This is a genomic window from Bacillus alveayuensis (assembly GCA_030812955.1).
GTDB lineage: Bacteria > Bacillota > Bacilli > Bacillales > Aeribacillaceae > Bacillus_CB > Bacillus_CB alveayuensis.
This window is the reverse complement of record JAUSTR010000015.1, coordinates 1-16,345: the sequence shown is the minus strand read 5'-3', so window position 1 is coordinate 16,345 and position 16,345 is coordinate 1. Positions and strand designations below refer to the sequence as shown.

Sequence of the window (16,345 nt, the reverse complement as noted above, 5' to 3'; positions counted from 1 at the left end):
ATAATTTGTGAAAAAGAGCAATTATTTTTGCAGATTGTTAAGAAATAATGTTAGGATAATGGTAATAAAATACGTGTGAGTCCGGCTCACTAAATTGGGTAAAAAGTGAAGTGAAGGTTCTTGTTTGAAGAGGTTTGCAAAACAATTGAAGAATACGAATTAATGGATCATAATGCGACTGTAGTCGTTGGCGTATCTGGTGGCCCTGATTCTCTTGCTTTATTGCATATTTTGCATCGATTGCAGTCTATTTATAAGTTAAAGATTGTAGCTGCACATGTTGATCACATGTTTAGAGGGGAACAATCGAAGGAAGAGATGGAATTTGTTCTTTCTTTTTGTCGTACGCTCAACATTATTTGCGAGGCAAGGCAAATCAATGTAAAAGCATATGCACAAAAACATCGCTTAAATGCACAAACAGCTGCTAGAGAATGTCGATATCAATTTTTTCAAGAGATGATGGAAAAATATCAGGCTCATTTCTTGGCTTTAGGTCATCATGGTGACGACCAAATTGAAACCATTTTAATGAGACTTGTAAGAGGGACGGTTGGAAAAGGGCTCTCTGGAATTCCCATTAAAAGAAGTTTTGCAGGAGGCTTTATCATTCGACCTTTATTATGGGTCACGAAAACAGACATCATTCAATACTGTCAAGAACATAAGTTGAACCCGCGTTTTGATCCAAGTAATGAAAAAGATACATATAGTAGAAATCGGTTTAGAAAATATGTTTTACCCTTCTTAAAAAAGGAAAATCCTAAAGTTCATGTGCATTTTCAATATTTCAGTGAATTAGTGGCGGAAGATGAACAATTTTTAGAGGAATTATCCATTGAAAAAATGAATAAAGTATTGGAAAGAAAAACGAGCTCTTATGTGATGATGAACTTGACTGAATTTAAAAAGCTTCCTTCTCCTTTACAAAGGAGGGTAATTCATCTAATATTAAACTATCTTTTCAAAGGTCATCGTCTCACCGCTGTTTCTTCAATACATATTGAAGGTATAAAAAAATTAATACACCAATCTCATCCTTCTGGTATGATTGACCTTCCCATGGGGCTAAAAGCCATCAAATCATACGAAACACTTAATTTAACATTTGAACAGCATAAACCAAAACCTTACAGGATTCAGATTGAAATTCCAAGTGTTACGAATTTACCGGATGGAAAAAAGATTATTTGTGAAACTTTTAACGGGGTTCCTTCGTATAAAAGCCAAGATGTTTTTTATTTACCTCAGGATCAGCTTGTAGAGCCGTTAATTGTTCGGAGTCGGAAAGCCGGAGATAAAATTCATGTAAAAGGCATGAATGGAACGAAAAAAGTAAAAAATATTTATATTGAAAAAAAGATACCGATTGAAAAACGGGATGTATGGCCCATTATTGAAGACGGGAACGGAAATATTTTATGGATTCCGTTATTAAAAAAGTCAAAATATGAGGTAATAGACGTTACCAATCAATCTTACATTGTATTACAATATAAAGAGCAATGATCTTCTAGGAGGAAATAAGCATGATAAACGATATTGAAAAAATTTTAATTTCGGAAGAGGAAATTCAAGCAAAGGTTAAAGAACTTGGGGCAGCTCTTACTGAAGAATACAAGGATAAATTTCCTCTTGCAATCGGTGTTTTAAAAGGGGCAATGCCTTTTATGGCTGACCTTTTAAAGAATATTAATACATATTTGGAAATGGATTTTATGGATGTTTCCAGCTACGGTAACAAAACGGTTTCAACAGGGGAAGTAAAAATTATTAAAGATTTGGATACATCTGTTGAAGGGCGTGATATCTTAATTATTGAAGATATTATTGATAGTGGATTAACATTAAGTTATTTAGTGGAACTTTTCCGTTACCGTAAAGCAAAATCCATAAAAATTGTCACTCTTTTAGATAAACCAAGTGGTCGTAAAGCGAAAATTGAAGCTGACTATGTTGGTTTTGAAGTTCCTAATGCGTTTGTTGTTGGCTACGGTTTGGATTATGCCGAAAGATATCGTAATTTACCATTTATTGGTGTTTTAAAACCAGAAATTTATCAAAAAAGTGAATAAGTTTTTCATTGCTTCCGTACGATAAAGCGAATTTGTTGTGCTGAAATAATGGTCTATGATACTATTGTCTATAGTGTGTTTGACTGTGGGAGGAGGTAAGGAATGAATCGGATCTTCCGTAATACAATATTTTATTTATTAATTTTTTTAGTGGTTATCGGTGTTGTAAGCTTTTTTCAAGGCGGTAACCAAAAACCAGAGCAAATTACTTATAGTACCTTCATCTCTAAGCTTGAAAATGGAGATGTTGAGAATATAACTGTACAGCCTGTTAGAGGAGTTTTTGAAGTAAGAGGACAATTAGAAGGCTATGCGAAAGATCAATACTTTGTAACATATATTTATAGTGATGAAGCGTTAAATCGTGTACACGATGCCGCAATTTCTAATCGTACGGATGTCACGTGGGTGCCAGCAGAAGACACAAATGGATGGGTAACCTTCTTTACGTCCATTATTCCTTTTGTTATTATTTTTATTTTGTTTTTCTTCTTACTTAATCAGGCTCAGGGCGGCGGAAGCCGTGTCATGAATTTTGGTAAGAGTAAAGCAAGGCTTTATAATGAGGAAAAGAAAAAAGTTAAATTTAAAGATGTTGCAGGTGCAGATGAAGAAAAAGCTGAACTTGTGGAAGTAGTTGAATTTTTAAAAGATCCACGAAAGTTTTCTGAATTAGGGGCGCGAATACCAAAAGGTGTTCTGCTTGTAGGTCCTCCGGGGACAGGTAAAACGTTGTTGGCACGTGCTGTAGCTGGTGAAGCTGGAGTTCCTTTTTTCTCGATCAGCGGTTCTGACTTCGTTGAGATGTTTGTAGGGGTCGGTGCGTCTCGTGTTCGTGATTTGTTTGAACAGGCAAAGAAAAACGCACCATGTATTATCTTTATTGATGAGATTGATGCTGTAGGACGTCAGCGTGGTGCTGGTTTAGGTGGGGGACATGATGAGCGTGAACAAACGCTTAACCAATTGTTAGTAGAAATGGATGGATTCAGTTCAAATGAAGGAATTATCATTATTGCAGCTACAAACCGTCCAGATATTTTAGACCCAGCATTATTGCGTCCAGGTCGCTTTGACCGTCAAATTACAGTGGATCGCCCAGATGTAAATGGGCGCGAAGCAGTATTAAAGGTTCATGCACGAAATAAACCGTTAGATGAATCCGTTAATTTGAAAAACATTGCGATGAGAACTCCTGGATTCTCTGGTGCAGATCTCGAAAACTTATTAAATGAAGCTGCCCTTGTGGCTGCCCGTCAAAATAAAAAGAAGATTGATATGTCTGACATTGATGAAGCAACAGATCGTGTCATTGCAGGTCCAGCTAAGAAAAGCCGTGTTATTTCTGAAAAAGAGCGTAAAATCGTTGCTCACCATGAAGCTGGTCATACAGTCATTGGATTAGTGTTAGATGAAGCAGAAATGGTACATAAAGTAACGATTGTTCCTCGCGGTCAAGCTGGCGGATATGCAGTCATGTTGCCGAAGGAAGATCGCTACTTCATGACGAAACCTGAATTGCTCGATAAAATTACAGGCCTACTAGGTGGTCGTGTAGCAGAAGAGATTATCTTTGGTGAAGTAAGTACAGGTGCTCATAATGACTTTCAGCGGGCAACAGGTATTGCACGCCGGATGGTGACAGAATTCGGAATGTCAGAAAAGCTTGGACCATTGCAATTTGGAAATACACAAGGTCAAGTGTTCTTAGGTAGAGACATTCAAAATGAGCAAAACTATAGTGATGCAATTGCTTACGAAATTGATCGCGAAATTCAACGAATTATTAAAGAATGCTACGAACGTGCGAAGAAAATTCTTATAGAAAATCGTGAAAAACTTGAATTAATAGCGAAAACATTGCTGGAAGTTGAAACATTAGATGCAGAACAAATCAAACATCTTTTTGAGCATGGAAAGCTTCCGGAGCGTGCAAGTTCTGATGAAGGTAAAATTGGCGAAGAAAAGCGTATTGAGAACACTTCTGATGATGTGCGTGTGAACATACAAAGTAAAAAAGATGAACAAAGTTCTCAAGAGGAAGAACAGAAAGAATAGCAGAAATTCGAAAGGAAAACCGTCAACTAGCTTTTTCTAGTTGACGGTTTTTTCATCATATCAGAATTTATATCATGATCACGAAGGAATAAACCCTTTTATATAGTTATGGATGTCTAGCGAAAGCCGCCCAGCGACTAGTGAACTTCCCTCTCCTCCTTCCGATAAGTCAACATCGACGCTTTCGCTTTTCGTGTTTCCTTCATCTCATGCGGAGCGGTCCAGTTCATACGTCGCTAAGCGGGGCGCTTTGAGCTTTTCTTAGCCTTCAATACTAAAAAGTTGTTAGTATTTCTCGGTAACCATTTCCGTATTTTATGATATGATTGGTTAAGAATGTGATAAAAAATAGAAAAAATTTTAAAGGTGATGCCGTGTGATTTTAGTATTGGATGTTGGAAATACAAATACGGTTATAGGGGTTTATGATCATGATGAATTAAAACATCATTGGCGTATCGAAACAAGTCGAAATAAGACAGAAGATGAATTTGGCATGTTATTGAAATCATTGTTTGAGTATGTCGGTTTATCATTTTCACATATCAATGGAATGATTATCTCTTCTGTTGTTCCGCCGATCATGTTTGCCTTAGAAAGAATGTGTCAAAAATATTTTCATTTAAAGCCTTTAATTGTTGGTCCAGGTATCAAGACAGGCTTGGACATAAAATATGAAAACCCACGTGAAGTTGGAGCAGATAGAATCGTGAATGCTGTTGCAGGCATTCATTTATATGGTGGTCCATTAATTATTGTTGACTTTGGTACAGCAACCACATATTGCTATATAAATGAGGAGAAGCAATATATGGGTGGAGCTATTGCCCCAGGAATAAACATATCTACGGAAGCTCTCTATTCGCGAGCAGCCAAATTGCCACGAATAGAAATTGCTAGACCAGATCATATTATTGGCAAAAACACAGTTAGCGCGATGCAAGCCGGTATTTTATATGGATATGTTGGACAAGTGGAAGGAATTGTTTCAAGAATGAAGGCACAAGCGAAAAAAGAACCTACTGTCATTGCTACAGGGGGGCTTGCTTCTTTAATTGCAGATGAATCAGATATTATTGATATCGTTGATCCATTTTTAACGTTAAAAGGACTACAGTTAATTTATGAGCGAAATGTTGGAAAGGAGCACTAAACAGATGAGTGACTACTTAGTAAAATCCCTTGCTTATGGCGGGCAAGTACGAGCCTATGCGGTAAGAACAACGGAAACAGTGGGGGAGGCGCAAAAAAGACATCATACGTGGCCGACTGCTTCTGCAGCTCTTGGTCGAGCAATGACAGCAGGAGTCATGCTAGGTTCTATGTTAAAAGGGGAAGAGAAATTAACAATCAAAATAGAAGGCGGCGGGCCGATAGGAGTTATTTTAGTTGATAGTAATTCAAAAGGAGAAGTGCGTGGATATGTTACAAATCCACAAACACACTTTGAGCTTAATCAATATGGAAAATTAGATGTTGCCAGAGCGGTCGGAACTTCGGGTACGTTATCTGTTGTGAAAGACTTAGGTTTAAAAGAACACTTTGCCGGGCAAGTCCCGCTCATTTCTGGTGAACTTGGTGATGATTTCACATACTATTTAGTTTCCTCTGAACAAGTCCCATCTTCTGTTGGAGTAGGTGTATTAGTCAATCCCGATAATACCATTTTAGCGGCAGGCGGCTTTATTATTCAATTGATGCCAGGAACAGAAGAGAAAACTGTGGAAGAAATTGAAAAGCGATTAAGTACGATTGAGCCAATATCTAAGCTTATTCAAAAAGGATTAACTCCTGAAGAAATTTTAGAAGAAGTGTTAGGGGAAGGAAATGTGAAAGTCATCGATAAAATGCCTGTTCAATTCCGTTGTCAATGCTCTAAAGAACGTATAGCAAATGCTATCATAAGCTTAGGGAAAGAAGAAATACAGGCAATGATTGATGAAGATGGGGAAGCAGAGGCGCAATGTCATTTTTGTAATGAGGTCTATCATTTTTCAAAAGATGAATTAGAAGAGCTAAAAAAATCAGCTATGAAAGAGTAAGTTTGTGCTAAGGGAGCTGGAAACGTTGAAAGGAAAGGTTTTATGGGGGATTATCTTTGGTCTTGTCGTTATCAACTGCCTCACCATTGCTTACTTTTTAAAATCGGATCAGCCTGTAGTAAAAGCAACGAAAGAGTCAGCTGAAGAAGAAGTTGTGGCGCAAATAGGAGATGAAGTCATTACACGACAAGAGTGGTTGGCTGAATTAGAAAAGCGTTATGGCAAATCAACCCTTGAAAATATGATTAACGTAAAAGTTGTCGATGTACTTGCTGATCAATATCAAATTGAGATATCGGAAGATGCGATTGAGCGAGAATTACAAATGTTTAAAGCAACGTATAATGCGTTTGGTGAAGAGGTTCTCCAAGATAAAAAGGATTGGAGAGAGCAGATCCGGTATAGCATTTTATTAGAAGAGCTGTTAACGAAAGATGTTGTCGTACCTGAAGAAGAAATAAAGCAATTTTATCAAAATCATAAAGATAGTTTTAAAATTGCCCCTTCTTATCATCTTTCCCATATCGTCATTAATAATGAAGAGGAAGCGAAGCAAATTGTTCAGGAGCTTAAAGAAGGCTCTAGTTTTCAAGCTTTAGCTGCAGAGCAATCATTAGACGAAATGACAGCTAGTAATGGCGGTGACTTAGGCTTTGTTCCAGAACATAGTGATCATATCCCTAAAGAATATATTGAACATGCAAAGCAGTTAAAGCCGAATCAATGGTCAGATCCGATTCAAATTGATCAACAATTTGCGATTATTTATTTACATGAAAAGCTTGACGGTGTTCAATACAGCTTTGATGAAGTAAAAGATCAAATTCGCAGACAGCTTGCATTAGAGCAAATGGAAGGAAATATTTCTGCTAAAAAACTTTGGGAAGAAATAGGGATTTCTTGGTTTTATGGAGAAACAAAAGAATAAAAGATTATTAAATGATTGACAATTCAATAAATTACTGCTATATTTTCTATAAAACCAATAAAATTACTCGGAAATAGAGGTGGATGCAATGGCTGTTGTGGCTAATTCTATTTTAGAATTAATCGGGAAAACACCTGTCGTGAAGTTAAACCGTATTGTTGATGAAGATAGCGCAGATGTATATTTAAAATTGGAGTTTATGAACCCAGGTAGCAGCGTTAAGGATCGTATCGCTTTTGCGATGATTGAGGCGGCAGAAAAAGAAGGAAAATTAAAGCCAGGAGACACTATTATTGAACCTACTAGTGGAAATACTGGTATTGGGCTTGCTATGGTTGCTGCAGCAAAAGGCTTACGGGCTATTTTAGTTATGCCTGAAACCATGAGTATGGAACGCCGTAACTTATTGCGTGCATTCGGAGCAGAACTTGTATTAACACCTGGACCAGAAGGCATGGGCGGCGCCATTCGAAAAGCAGAAGAGATAGCAAAAGAACATGGTTACTTTATGCCTCAACAATTTAAAAACGAAGCGAATGTTGAAATTCATCGATTAACAACTGGACCTGAAATTGTAGAACAAATGGGTAACCAACTAGATGCTTTTGTTGCTGGTATTGGTACGGGAGGAACGATTACTGGTGCTGGATCTGTTTTAAAAGAGAAGTATCCTAATATTAAAATTTATGCTGTTGAACCAGCTGATTCACCTGTTTTATCAGGTGGAAAGCCTGGTCCACATAAAATCCAAGGAATTGGGGCAGGATTTGTTCCGGATATTTTAGATACGAATATTTATGATGAAGTCATTACCGTCAAAACAGAAGAAGCGTTTGCGGCAGCCCGTAAAGCGGCTCGTCAAGAGGGAGTATTAGGAGGTATATCTTCTGGTGCTGCAATTCATGCAGCTTTAAAAGTAGCTAAACAATTAGGGAAAGGAAAGAAAGTATTAGCGATTATTCCAAGTAATGGTGAGAGATATTTAAGTACGCCATTATATCAATTTGATGAAGAATAAGGATATTGATTTGCTGTTGCTCTTATGCGAGCGACAGCTTTTTTTATCATATCAGAATTTATATCATGATAACCAAGGAATAAACCCTTTTATATAGTTATGGATGTCTAGCGAAAGCCGCCCAGCGACTAGTGAACTTCCCTCTCCTCCTTCCGATAAGTCAACATCGACGCTGTCGCTCTTCGTGTTTCCTTTATCTCATGCGGAGCGGTCCAGTTCATACGTCGCTAAGCGGGGCGCTTGCGCTTTTCTTATATATAGTGAAATGTTATAAACTAACCCATAATTTCTTTTCTTTTCGCTTAAAGAATCCTCTTGCAATTTTAGTTGTAAAGAAAACCCTTTTTACTTTCTAGTGTAAACATCCCGTTAATCATGTAAAATATACATATGAGTAAAAAGGAGAGTTTTACGATGCAGCAAGAGAGAAAACCATTAGCAATTTCGTTTCCATTCGATCCGCATACATTTTTTCTGCGTTATGAACAGTTGTCATTTGGCAAAACACATCATGTATTGTTGGAAAGTGGAAGGGGAGGCCGCTATAGCATAGCTGGGATTAAACCCTCTGCTATCATTACCGGGAAAAATGGCCAATTGACGATCGAAACAAATGGCGATGTCATTTGTGAATACGGAGACCCTATCCCCCTTTTTGAACAGTGGATGAAAGAACATCGAAGCATGACAGATCTGAAATTGCCTGATTTTCAAGGTGGAGCTATTGGGTTTATTAGCTACGATAGTGTACGATATTTTGAAAAATTGCCTGAACTGGCTCTAGATGATTTAGATACACCAGATATTTATTTCCTTGTCTTTCAAGACGTTGCTGTATTTGACCATCAAACCAATATCTTGTATTTAATTACACATTATGGAAATGAATGTGAAAAAGAAATGGCCTATAATCGGTTAAATGAGTGGAAAACGATGTGGATGGAAGAAAAAAAGATAGATTTAGCCCATGAATTTCATCCAAGCATGAATTCAGAAAAACCAATATCCTTTATGGAGGAACCGTTTAAACAGGCGGTTGAAAAAGTCAAGGAATATATTTCTCAAGGTGATGTTTTCCAAGTTAATTTGTCTGTGCGTCAAGCAAAAGAGCTTAAGTGTCATCCGTTTTTCATTTATAAAACATTACGTGAATTGAATCCATCTCCATATATGGGATATATTCATACACCAGATTTTCAGATTGTATGTGGGTCTCCAGAGCTGCTCATTAAACGGAAAGGAAAGCAATTAAACACCCGCCCTATAGCTGGGACAAGATCTAGAGGTGTAAACGATGAAGAGGATTTGAAGCTTGCTCAAGAATTAATAAATAACGAAAAAGAGAGAGCAGAACATGTGATGTTAGTAGATTTAGAGCGTAATGATTTGGGACGGGTTTGCGAATATGGTACAGTAAATGTTAATGAATTTATGGTTATAGAAAAATACTCTCATGTCATGCACATTGTTTCGAACGTTCAAGGGATTTTGAAGGAAGGAAAAGGTTTTATGGATATTATCAGGGCTGTTTTCCCTGGTGGGACTATTACTGGGGCTCCGAAAGTGAGAACAATGGAAATTATTGAAGAGCTTGAGCCGACAAGAAGAGGATTATATACAGGGTCAATAGGATGGCTTGGCTTTAATGAAGATTTGGAATTTAACATCGTGATCCGCACATTGTTAGCCAAACATGGCTGGGCTTATGTACAAGCAGGAGCTGGAATTGTCATTGATTCTGTACCAAAATATGAGTATAAAGAGTCTCTTAAAAAAGCAGAGGCACTATGGCGAGCAAAAAGTATGAGCGAAGAAGAGAAAACTTTCGTATGAGGTGAGTAGAGATGATATTGATGATTGATAATTATGATTCTTTTACGTATAACTTGGTGCAATATTTAGGAGAGCTTGGTGAAGAACTTGTTGTGAAACGCAACGATGAAATAACGATTCAAGAAATAGAAGCTTTAAACCCGCGATATTTAATGATTTCACCAGGACCTTGTTCACCAAATGAAGCGGGTATTAGCTTACAGGCTATTGAATCATTGGCAGGGAAGGTTCCAATTTTTGGAGTGTGTCTCGGCCATCAATCGATTGCCCAAGCCTTTGGTGGAGATGTGATTCGGGCTGAAAGATTAATGCACGGTAAAACATCAATGATTTATCATGACGGCAAAACGATTTTTAAGAACCTTCCAAATCCGTTTACAGCAACACGGTACCATTCCCTAATTGTGAAAAAAGATACTTTACCAGATTGCTTTGAAGTCACAGCATGGACAGCTGAAAATGAAATAATGGGCATTCGCCATAAAGAACTACCAATTGAAGGTGTTCAATTCCATCCAGAGTCAATAATGACGGAAAACGGAAAAAAATTACTAAAAAATTTCCTAACAAGCTATTCCATTCAGGAAAAGAGTGTGTAAAAAATGTATCTTTATCTTAATGGAGAATTTGTTCATCAAAAAGATGCCTTTATTTCTCCATTCGACCATGGTTATTTGTATGGACTAGGCGTTTTTGAAACGCTTCGTGTTTATAAAGGACATCCATTTTTATTGGATGATCACCTAGAGCGTCTTCGCCATGGTCTAATACAATTAAATATTTCCTATTCTATTGATCGGGAAATGGCCGAAAACATCATAAACGAATTATTACAGTTGAATAACCTTCAAGATGCTTATGTTCGAATCAATATTTCTGCTGGTGAAGAGGAGCTAGGGCTTTCTGCAAATCCTTATGTAAAGCCTACAGTCATTTTTTTTATGAAAGATATTCATCTTCCTAAAAATCAACAAAAAGAAGGTAGGTTTTTAACCATTAAACGAAACTCCCCGGAAGGTTCTTTTCGCCTTAAATCCCATCATTTTTTAAACAATATGCTAGCAAAACGTGAGATCGGTCCGAATCCAAAGGTGGAAGGGATTTTCCTTACAGAAGAAGGATATGTAGCAGAAGGGATTGTATCAAATATTTTCTGGGTGCATAACAATATTGTTTACACACCATCGATTAATACGGGCATTTTAAATGGAATTACCCGACAATTTGTACTAGAATGCTTACGAAAGCTTGATATACCTTTTATAGAAGGCTTTTTTACACCAAATGAATTGTTGAAAAGTGATGAAGTTTTTATAACGAATTCCCTTCAAGAAATTGTTCCAATTACGAATATTGGTAATCATCATTTTCTTGGACAAGCAGGAAACGTTGCGAAACAGTTAAAAGACCTATACGAAAAAAGCCGTCATCATTTATATAGTAGACATCAACTTTAAGTAGGTGATTTGGATGAATGTAAACATAAAACAGCGAAAAAGTGTCTTAAACTGTGGCCCCTATTCATTACATTATGAGGAAAAAACCCAAATAATGGGAATATTAAATGTTACACCTGACTCTTTTTCTGATGGCGGAAAATACAATCATATTGAAAAAGCAATTCAGCATGCTAAAAAAATGGTGGAACATGGTGCTGATATTATTGATGTCGGGGGGGAATCAACCCGTCCCGGTGCTGAAATGGTATCGGAAGAGGAAGAATTAGAGCGAGTAATCCCTGTTATTGAACGATTGGCAAAAGAGATTGAGGTTCCGATTTCGATCGACACTTATAAAGCTGAGGTGGCAAAACAGGCTGTACAAGCAGGGGCCACTATTATAAATGACGTTTGGGGGGCTAAAAAGGAGCCGGAAATTGCTGCTGTTGCAGCACATTATAACGTTCCTATTATTTTAATGCACAATCGCTCAAAACGAGATTATAGTGATTTAATCCATGATATCGTTCAAGATTTAATGGAAAGTGTTAAAATTGCAAAGGATGCAGGAGTAAAAGATGAAAATATCTTGTTAGACCCTGGTATTGGTTTTGCTAAAACATTTGAGGATAACTTAATCGTGATGCGAAACTTAGAAGCCATCACAACTTTAGGATATCCGGTTTTACTAGGAACCTCTCGGAAATCACTGATCGGTCATGTTCTTGATTTACCGACAAATGAGAGAGTCGAAGGAACAGGGGCAACGGTTTGTTTAGGAATCCAAAAAGGATGTCAGTTTGTACGTGTACACGATGTTCTTCCGATAGCGAGAATGGCAAAGATGATGGATGCCATGTTGGGGAAAGGAGTGTATCGTAATCGATAAAATTTATGTAAACGGAATGGAATTTTACGGTTACCATGGAGTTTTTCCAGAAGAAAATAAACTAGGCCAACGCTTTCGTTTAGATGTTATGTTGGAAGTTGATTTATCAAAAGCGGGAAAAACTGATGATTTAACTTTTACGGTTAATTATGCTGATGTTTATCAAATATGCCAAGAGATAGTCGAGCAAAAGGTATATAAGCTTGTCGAAAAGGTAGCAGAAGAGATTGCCCAATCGCTTTTACAGAAATTTTCGTTGGTTAAACAGTGTACGGTAAAGGTGATCAAACCTGATCCTCCTATCCCAGGGCATTATCAATCTGTAGCTATTGAAATTACGAGGGGAAGAACATGAATAACATTGCTTACCTATCATTAGGATCTAATGTAGGAGATCGTGAAGGATACTTAAATGCAGCCATTCAAAAACTAAATGAATATCCGGATGTTCATGTTGTAAAAAAATCTTCCATTTACGAAACAGATCCTGTCGGTTATACTGATCAAGATTTGTTTTTAAATATGGTCACTAAAATAAATACGAATTTATCCCCTTTCGATTTACTTTCATTACTACAATGCATCGAGAGAGAATTTAAGCGCAAGCGTGAAATTAGATGGGGACCTAGAACGTTAGACCTTGACATTTTATTGTACAATCATGAAAATATTGAAACAGAACAACTAACTGTACCGCATCCTAGAATGTTTGAACGTGCTTTTGTATTAATTCCTTTGTTTGAAATAGAGCCTAACCTACAACTTCCTCATCAAAATCAACTTCTTGAGGATCTCGTAGGTGAATTAAGAGATAAAAAAGGAGTACGAGTATGGAAGCGGAAAAATGGGGAAGACGAATTCGTGCTTTTAGAAAGCTAAAGGGATATACACAGGAGAGCTTTGCAAAGCATTTAGGTGTTTCTGTGTCAGTAATAGGTGAGGTGGAACGAGGTAATAAAGTCCCAAGTAAGCAATTGGTAGAAGAGATGGCCGAATTGCTTGGAATTAGTGTTGAAGAGTTAGCTCCTAAAGATGGCTGATGTAAAGGAGGTCGAGCGCATGTTTAAGATTGGCGACATTCAACTAAAAAACCGTGTTGTACTTGCACCAATGGCCGGTGTTTGTAACTCTGCCTTCCGTCTAACTGTGAAAGAGTTCGGAGCAGGGCTAGTTTGTGCAGAAATGGTTAGTGATAAGGCCATTTTATATAAAAATGCAAAAACGATGGGAATGCTTTATATAGATGAACGGGAAAAGCCTTTAAGTTTACAAATTTTTGGTGGAGAAAAAGAATCACTTGTAGAAGCGGCTAAATTTGTTGATAAAAACACAACAGCAGATATCATTGATATTAACATGGGCTGTCCTGTACCGAAAATTACTAAATGTGATGCTGGCGCAAAATGGTTATTAGATCCAAATAAAATTTATGACTTAGTGGCAGCGGTTGTTGATGCTGTAGAGAAGCCTGTTACCGTAAAAATGCGTATGGGTTGGGATGATGAGCACATTTATGCTGTTGAAAATGCCCGAGCAGTGGAACGGGCTGGAGGCCAAGCTGTTGCTATACATGGTCGTACTCGAGTGCAAATGTATGAAGGTGTAGCCAATTGGGATATCATTAAAGAAGTAAAACAGTCTGTCAATATTCCAGTTATAGGAAATGGGGATGTGAAAACACCTCAAGATGCTAAACGTATGCTTGATGAAACAGGGGTTGACGGCGTAATGATTGGACGAGCAGCCCTTGGTAACCCTTGGATGATTTATCGGACAGTTAAATATTTAGAAACTGGCAAACTTATTGAGGAACCGAGTGTACAAGAAAAAATTAATGTATGTAAATTGCATTTAGATCGCCTTATTGATTTAAAAGGTGAGCATATAGGTGTAAGAGAAATGCGTAAACATGCTGCCTGGTATTTAAAAGGTATTCGAGGTAATGCCAAAATTCGTAATGCCATTAACACATGTGAAACAAGAGATGAGCTTGTTACACTACTTGATGACTTTGTAGAAGAAGTGGAAGCAAAGGAACAATCAGCCCAAGTAGGATAAAGTGTTTGTTTGTATTTCATCCATTTTACTGCCAGGTTCTCTGGCAGTTTTTCTACTTTTTTATTTAACGAAAATTTTAAAATTGGAGTTGAATGATTGATGAATCAAGAAGAGTTAAACAACCAACAAGAATTAAATGATCAGTTGAAGGTAAGACGTGAAAAACTACATATGTTGAGAGAAAAAGGAATTGATCCATTTGGAAAACGCTTTGAACGCACACATCAAGCAGCAGAATTAAAAGAATTATACAATCAATATTCAAAAGAAGAATTAGAAGAAAAAAAGGTATTTGTTGCTCTTGCAGGACGAATTATGACAAAACGAGGCAAAGGCAAGGCTGGTTTTGCTCATATTCAAGACTTATCTGGACAAATTCAAATATATGTCCGCAAAGATGCAGTTGGTGAAGAACAGTATGATATTTTTAACACAGCTGATTTAGGGGATTTAGTTGGAATTAAAGGAACGGTATTTAAAACAAAAGTTGGAGAACTTTCGATTAAAGTAACAGATTTTACATTACTTACGAAAGCACTCCGACCACTGCCTGACAAATATCATGGTTTAAAGGATATTGAACAGCGCTACCGCCAGCGGTACCTTGATCTTATTATGAATCCAGAAAGTAAAAATACGTTTATTACTAGAAGCAAAATTATTCAATCAATGCGCCGTTATTTAGATGATCAAGGGTTTTTAGAGGTAGAAACGCCAACGATGCATTCGATTCCAGGGGGAGCTGCAGCTCGTCCATTTATAACTCACCATAATGCTTTAGATATGCCTTTGTACATGCGTATTGCCATTGAGCTTCACTTAAAGCGGCTGATAGTTGGCGGGCTTGAAAAAGTATATGAGATCGGACGTGTATTCCGAAATGAAGGTGTTTCGACAAGACATAATCCAGAGTTTACAATGCTAGAGTTATATGAGGCTTATGCGGATTACAAAGATATTATGAAATTAACAGAAAATATGATTGCTCATATTGCAAAAGAAGTATTAGGTACGACAAAGATACAATATGGCGATCATGAAGTAAACTTAGAACCTGAATGGACTCGACTTCATATGGTAGATGCTATTAAACAATATACAGGTGTTGATTTCTGGTCTGTTAGAACAACTGAAGAAGCACGTGAGCTAGCCGAAGAGCATGGTGTAGAAATTACTGGCAATATGCAATATGGACATATTGTAAACGAGTTTTTTGAACAAAAAGTAGAGGATAAATTGATTCAACCTACATTTATTTATGGTCATCCAGTAGAAATTTCGCCTTTAGCGAAGAAGAATGATGAAGACCCACGATTTACAGATCGTTTTGAGCTATTTATTGTGGGGCGTGAACATGCAAATGCGTTTACAGAATTAAATGATCCAATTGATCAACGTGAACGTTTTGAGGCCCAATTAAAAGAAAGAGAACAAGGGAATGACGAAGCGCATTTGATGGATGAAGACTTTGTGGAAGCGTTAGAATATGGTATGCCACCAACAGGAGGGCTAGGAATCGGCATTGACCGTCTTGTCATGCTCTTAACGAATTCTCCATCCATTCGCGATGTATTACTATTCCCGCAAATGAGACATAAATAAAGTTATGACTGAAGGCTGTCCCATATGAGTCTGACCTCACGCTCCCTATTTTGTTGTCGGGTCTGGCGCTTAGATTTGGGGTAGCCTTTATTTTTTTAAAAAAAAGGGTTGAAAAACTCTTTAACAAATGATATATTAATTTTCGTCGCTGTTAAAATTGACTTTTTAAAAAACAAAAGAGTATTGACGCGGTAATTATTTGCTGTTATTATAATAAAGTCGCTCTTAAAAAGAGTATGAAAAACATGTTGACAAGACATATGATTTTGATATAATAATATTCCTGTACTATGGTGATCTTTGAAAACTAAACAAAACGAAGCGTTCCGTTAATTCTTTTTAATGAGCAAGGAACATCGACTAAAGACGTCACATCTTGTGACAACGTTGATGTCAGCACTTC

General features: G+C 37.2%; 16 protein-coding genes. All 16 read left to right on the top strand.

The features are described from left to right. The first annotated feature begins 120 nt into the window (after window positions 1–120). The 16 genes from tilS to lysS all read left to right on the top strand — a co-directional run bounded on the left by tilS (window position 121) and on the right by lysS (window position 15,942). On the top strand, window positions 121–1,509 hold the full coding sequence (tilS, locus tag J2S06_RS12340; protein WP_419152508.1) for a tRNA lysidine(34) synthetase TilS: 1,389 nt from the start codon (window positions 121–123) through the stop codon (window positions 1,507–1,509). A 20-nt stretch (window positions 1,510–1,529) separates the two neighbouring features. Continuing rightward, a complete protein-coding gene (hpt, locus tag J2S06_RS12335; protein WP_044747345.1) occupies window positions 1,530–2,075 on the top strand; it encodes a hypoxanthine phosphoribosyltransferase in 546 nt (181 codons plus the stop codon). Window positions 2,076–2,177: 102 nt separating this feature from the next. Further along, on the top strand, window positions 2,178–4,133 hold the full coding sequence (gene ftsH, locus J2S06_RS12330) for an ATP-dependent zinc metalloprotease FtsH (protein ID WP_419152507.1): 1,956 nt from the start codon (window positions 2,178–2,180) through the stop codon (window positions 4,131–4,133). Window positions 4,134–4,509: 376 nt separating this feature from the next. After that, window positions 4,510–5,286 (top strand): type III pantothenate kinase, encoded by a 777-nt coding sequence (locus J2S06_RS12325; RefSeq protein ID WP_044749415.1) that lies wholly within the window; start codon window positions 4,510–4,512, stop codon window positions 5,284–5,286. Between the two features lie 4 nt (window positions 5,287–5,290). Next, on the top strand, window positions 5,291–6,175 hold the full coding sequence (gene hslO, locus J2S06_RS12320; RefSeq protein WP_044749414.1) for an Hsp33 family molecular chaperone HslO: 885 nt from the start codon (window positions 5,291–5,293) through the stop codon (window positions 6,173–6,175). 25 nt (window positions 6,176–6,200) lie between these two features. After that, the gene (locus J2S06_RS12315; protein ID WP_419152506.1) at window positions 6,201–7,103 is read left to right on the top strand and encodes a peptidyl-prolyl cis-trans isomerase; all 903 of its coding nucleotides are present in this window, start codon (window positions 6,201–6,203) and stop codon (window positions 7,101–7,103) included. 88 nt (window positions 7,104–7,191) lie between these two features. Next, on the top strand, window positions 7,192–8,121 hold the full coding sequence (cysK, locus tag J2S06_RS12310) for a cysteine synthase A (RefSeq protein WP_419152505.1): 930 nt from the start codon (window positions 7,192–7,194) through the stop codon (window positions 8,119–8,121). A gap of 414 nt (window positions 8,122–8,535) precedes the next feature. After that, on the top strand, window positions 8,536–9,954 hold the full coding sequence (locus J2S06_RS12305) for an anthranilate synthase component I family protein (RefSeq protein WP_052659403.1): 1,419 nt from the start codon (window positions 8,536–8,538) through the stop codon (window positions 9,952–9,954). An 11-nt stretch (window positions 9,955–9,965) separates the two neighbouring features. Next, the gene (gene pabA / locus J2S06_RS12300) at window positions 9,966–10,553 is read left to right on the top strand and encodes an aminodeoxychorismate/anthranilate synthase component II (protein ID WP_044749410.1); all 588 of its coding nucleotides are present in this window, start codon (window positions 9,966–9,968) and stop codon (window positions 10,551–10,553) included. Window positions 10,554–10,556: 3 nt separating this feature from the next. Beyond that, on the top strand, window positions 10,557–11,411 hold the full coding sequence (gene pabC / locus J2S06_RS12295) for an aminodeoxychorismate lyase (protein ID WP_419152504.1): 855 nt from the start codon (window positions 10,557–10,559) through the stop codon (window positions 11,409–11,411). Between the two features lie 13 nt (window positions 11,412–11,424). Beyond that, window positions 11,425–12,282, top strand: coding sequence for a dihydropteroate synthase (gene folP, locus J2S06_RS12290; RefSeq protein WP_044749408.1), 858 nt, complete (start codon window positions 11,425–11,427; stop codon window positions 12,280–12,282). Beyond that, window positions 12,275–12,637, top strand: coding sequence for a dihydroneopterin aldolase (folB, locus tag J2S06_RS12285; protein ID WP_044749416.1), 363 nt, complete (start codon window positions 12,275–12,277; stop codon window positions 12,635–12,637). Before folP ends, folB begins: the two co-directional genes overlap by 8 nt. Continuing rightward, complete coding sequence (gene folK, locus J2S06_RS12280; RefSeq protein WP_044749407.1) at window positions 12,634–13,161, top strand: 2-amino-4-hydroxy-6-hydroxymethyldihydropteridine diphosphokinase; 528 nt, start codon at window positions 12,634–12,636, stop codon at window positions 13,159–13,161. Before folB ends, folK begins: the two co-directional genes overlap by 4 nt. Further along, window positions 13,113–13,322 carry a helix-turn-helix domain-containing protein gene (locus J2S06_RS12275; RefSeq protein WP_044749406.1) on the top strand — a complete coding sequence of 70 codons (210 nt, stop codon included), beginning with the start codon at window positions 13,113–13,115 and terminating at the stop codon, window positions 13,320–13,322. Before folK ends, J2S06_RS12275 begins: the two co-directional genes overlap by 49 nt. 19 nt (window positions 13,323–13,341) lie before the next feature. After that, on the top strand, window positions 13,342–14,340 hold the full coding sequence (gene dusB / locus J2S06_RS12270) for a tRNA dihydrouridine synthase DusB (protein ID WP_044749405.1): 999 nt from the start codon (window positions 13,342–13,344) through the stop codon (window positions 14,338–14,340). A 99-nt stretch (window positions 14,341–14,439) separates the two neighbouring features. Continuing rightward, the gene (gene lysS / locus J2S06_RS12265; RefSeq protein ID WP_044749404.1) at window positions 14,440–15,942 is read left to right on the top strand and encodes a lysine--tRNA ligase; all 1,503 of its coding nucleotides are present in this window, start codon (window positions 14,440–14,442) and stop codon (window positions 15,940–15,942) included. The last annotated feature ends 403 nt before the right edge of the window (window positions 15,943–16,345 follow it).

What these genes read in the sequence shown, in the direction of transcription:
- dusB (WP_044749405.1), top strand. Translation starts at nt 13,342, where the DNA reads ATGTTTAAGATTGGCGACATTCAACTAAAAAACCGTGTTGTACTTGCA.
- pabA (WP_044749410.1), top strand. Translation starts at nt 9,966, where the DNA reads ATGATATTGATGATTGATAATTATGATTCTTTTACGTATAACTTGGTG.
- cysK (WP_419152505.1), top strand. Translation starts at nt 7,192, where the DNA reads ATGGCTGTTGTGGCTAATTCTATTTTAGAATTAATCGGGAAAACACCT.
- folP (WP_044749408.1), top strand. Translation starts at nt 11,425, where the DNA reads ATGAATGTAAACATAAAACAGCGAAAAAGTGTCTTAAACTGTGGCCCC.
- J2S06_RS12275 (WP_044749406.1), top strand. Translation starts at nt 13,113, where the DNA reads ATGGAAGCGGAAAAATGGGGAAGACGAATTCGTGCTTTTAGAAAGCTA.
- hslO (WP_044749414.1), top strand. Translation starts at nt 5,291, where the DNA reads ATGAGTGACTACTTAGTAAAATCCCTTGCTTATGGCGGGCAAGTACGA.
- J2S06_RS12305 (WP_052659403.1), top strand. Translation starts at nt 8,536, where the DNA reads ATGCAGCAAGAGAGAAAACCATTAGCAATTTCGTTTCCATTCGATCCG.
- lysS (WP_044749404.1), top strand. Translation starts at nt 14,440, where the DNA reads ATGAATCAAGAAGAGTTAAACAACCAACAAGAATTAAATGATCAGTTG.
- pabC (WP_419152504.1), top strand. Translation starts at nt 10,557, where the DNA reads ATGTATCTTTATCTTAATGGAGAATTTGTTCATCAAAAAGATGCCTTT.
- hpt (WP_044747345.1), top strand. Translation starts at nt 1,530, where the DNA reads ATGATAAACGATATTGAAAAAATTTTAATTTCGGAAGAGGAAATTCAA.
- ftsH (WP_419152507.1), top strand. Translation starts at nt 2,178, where the DNA reads ATGAATCGGATCTTCCGTAATACAATATTTTATTTATTAATTTTTTTA.
- folK (WP_044749407.1), top strand. Translation starts at nt 12,634, where the DNA reads ATGAATAACATTGCTTACCTATCATTAGGATCTAATGTAGGAGATCGT.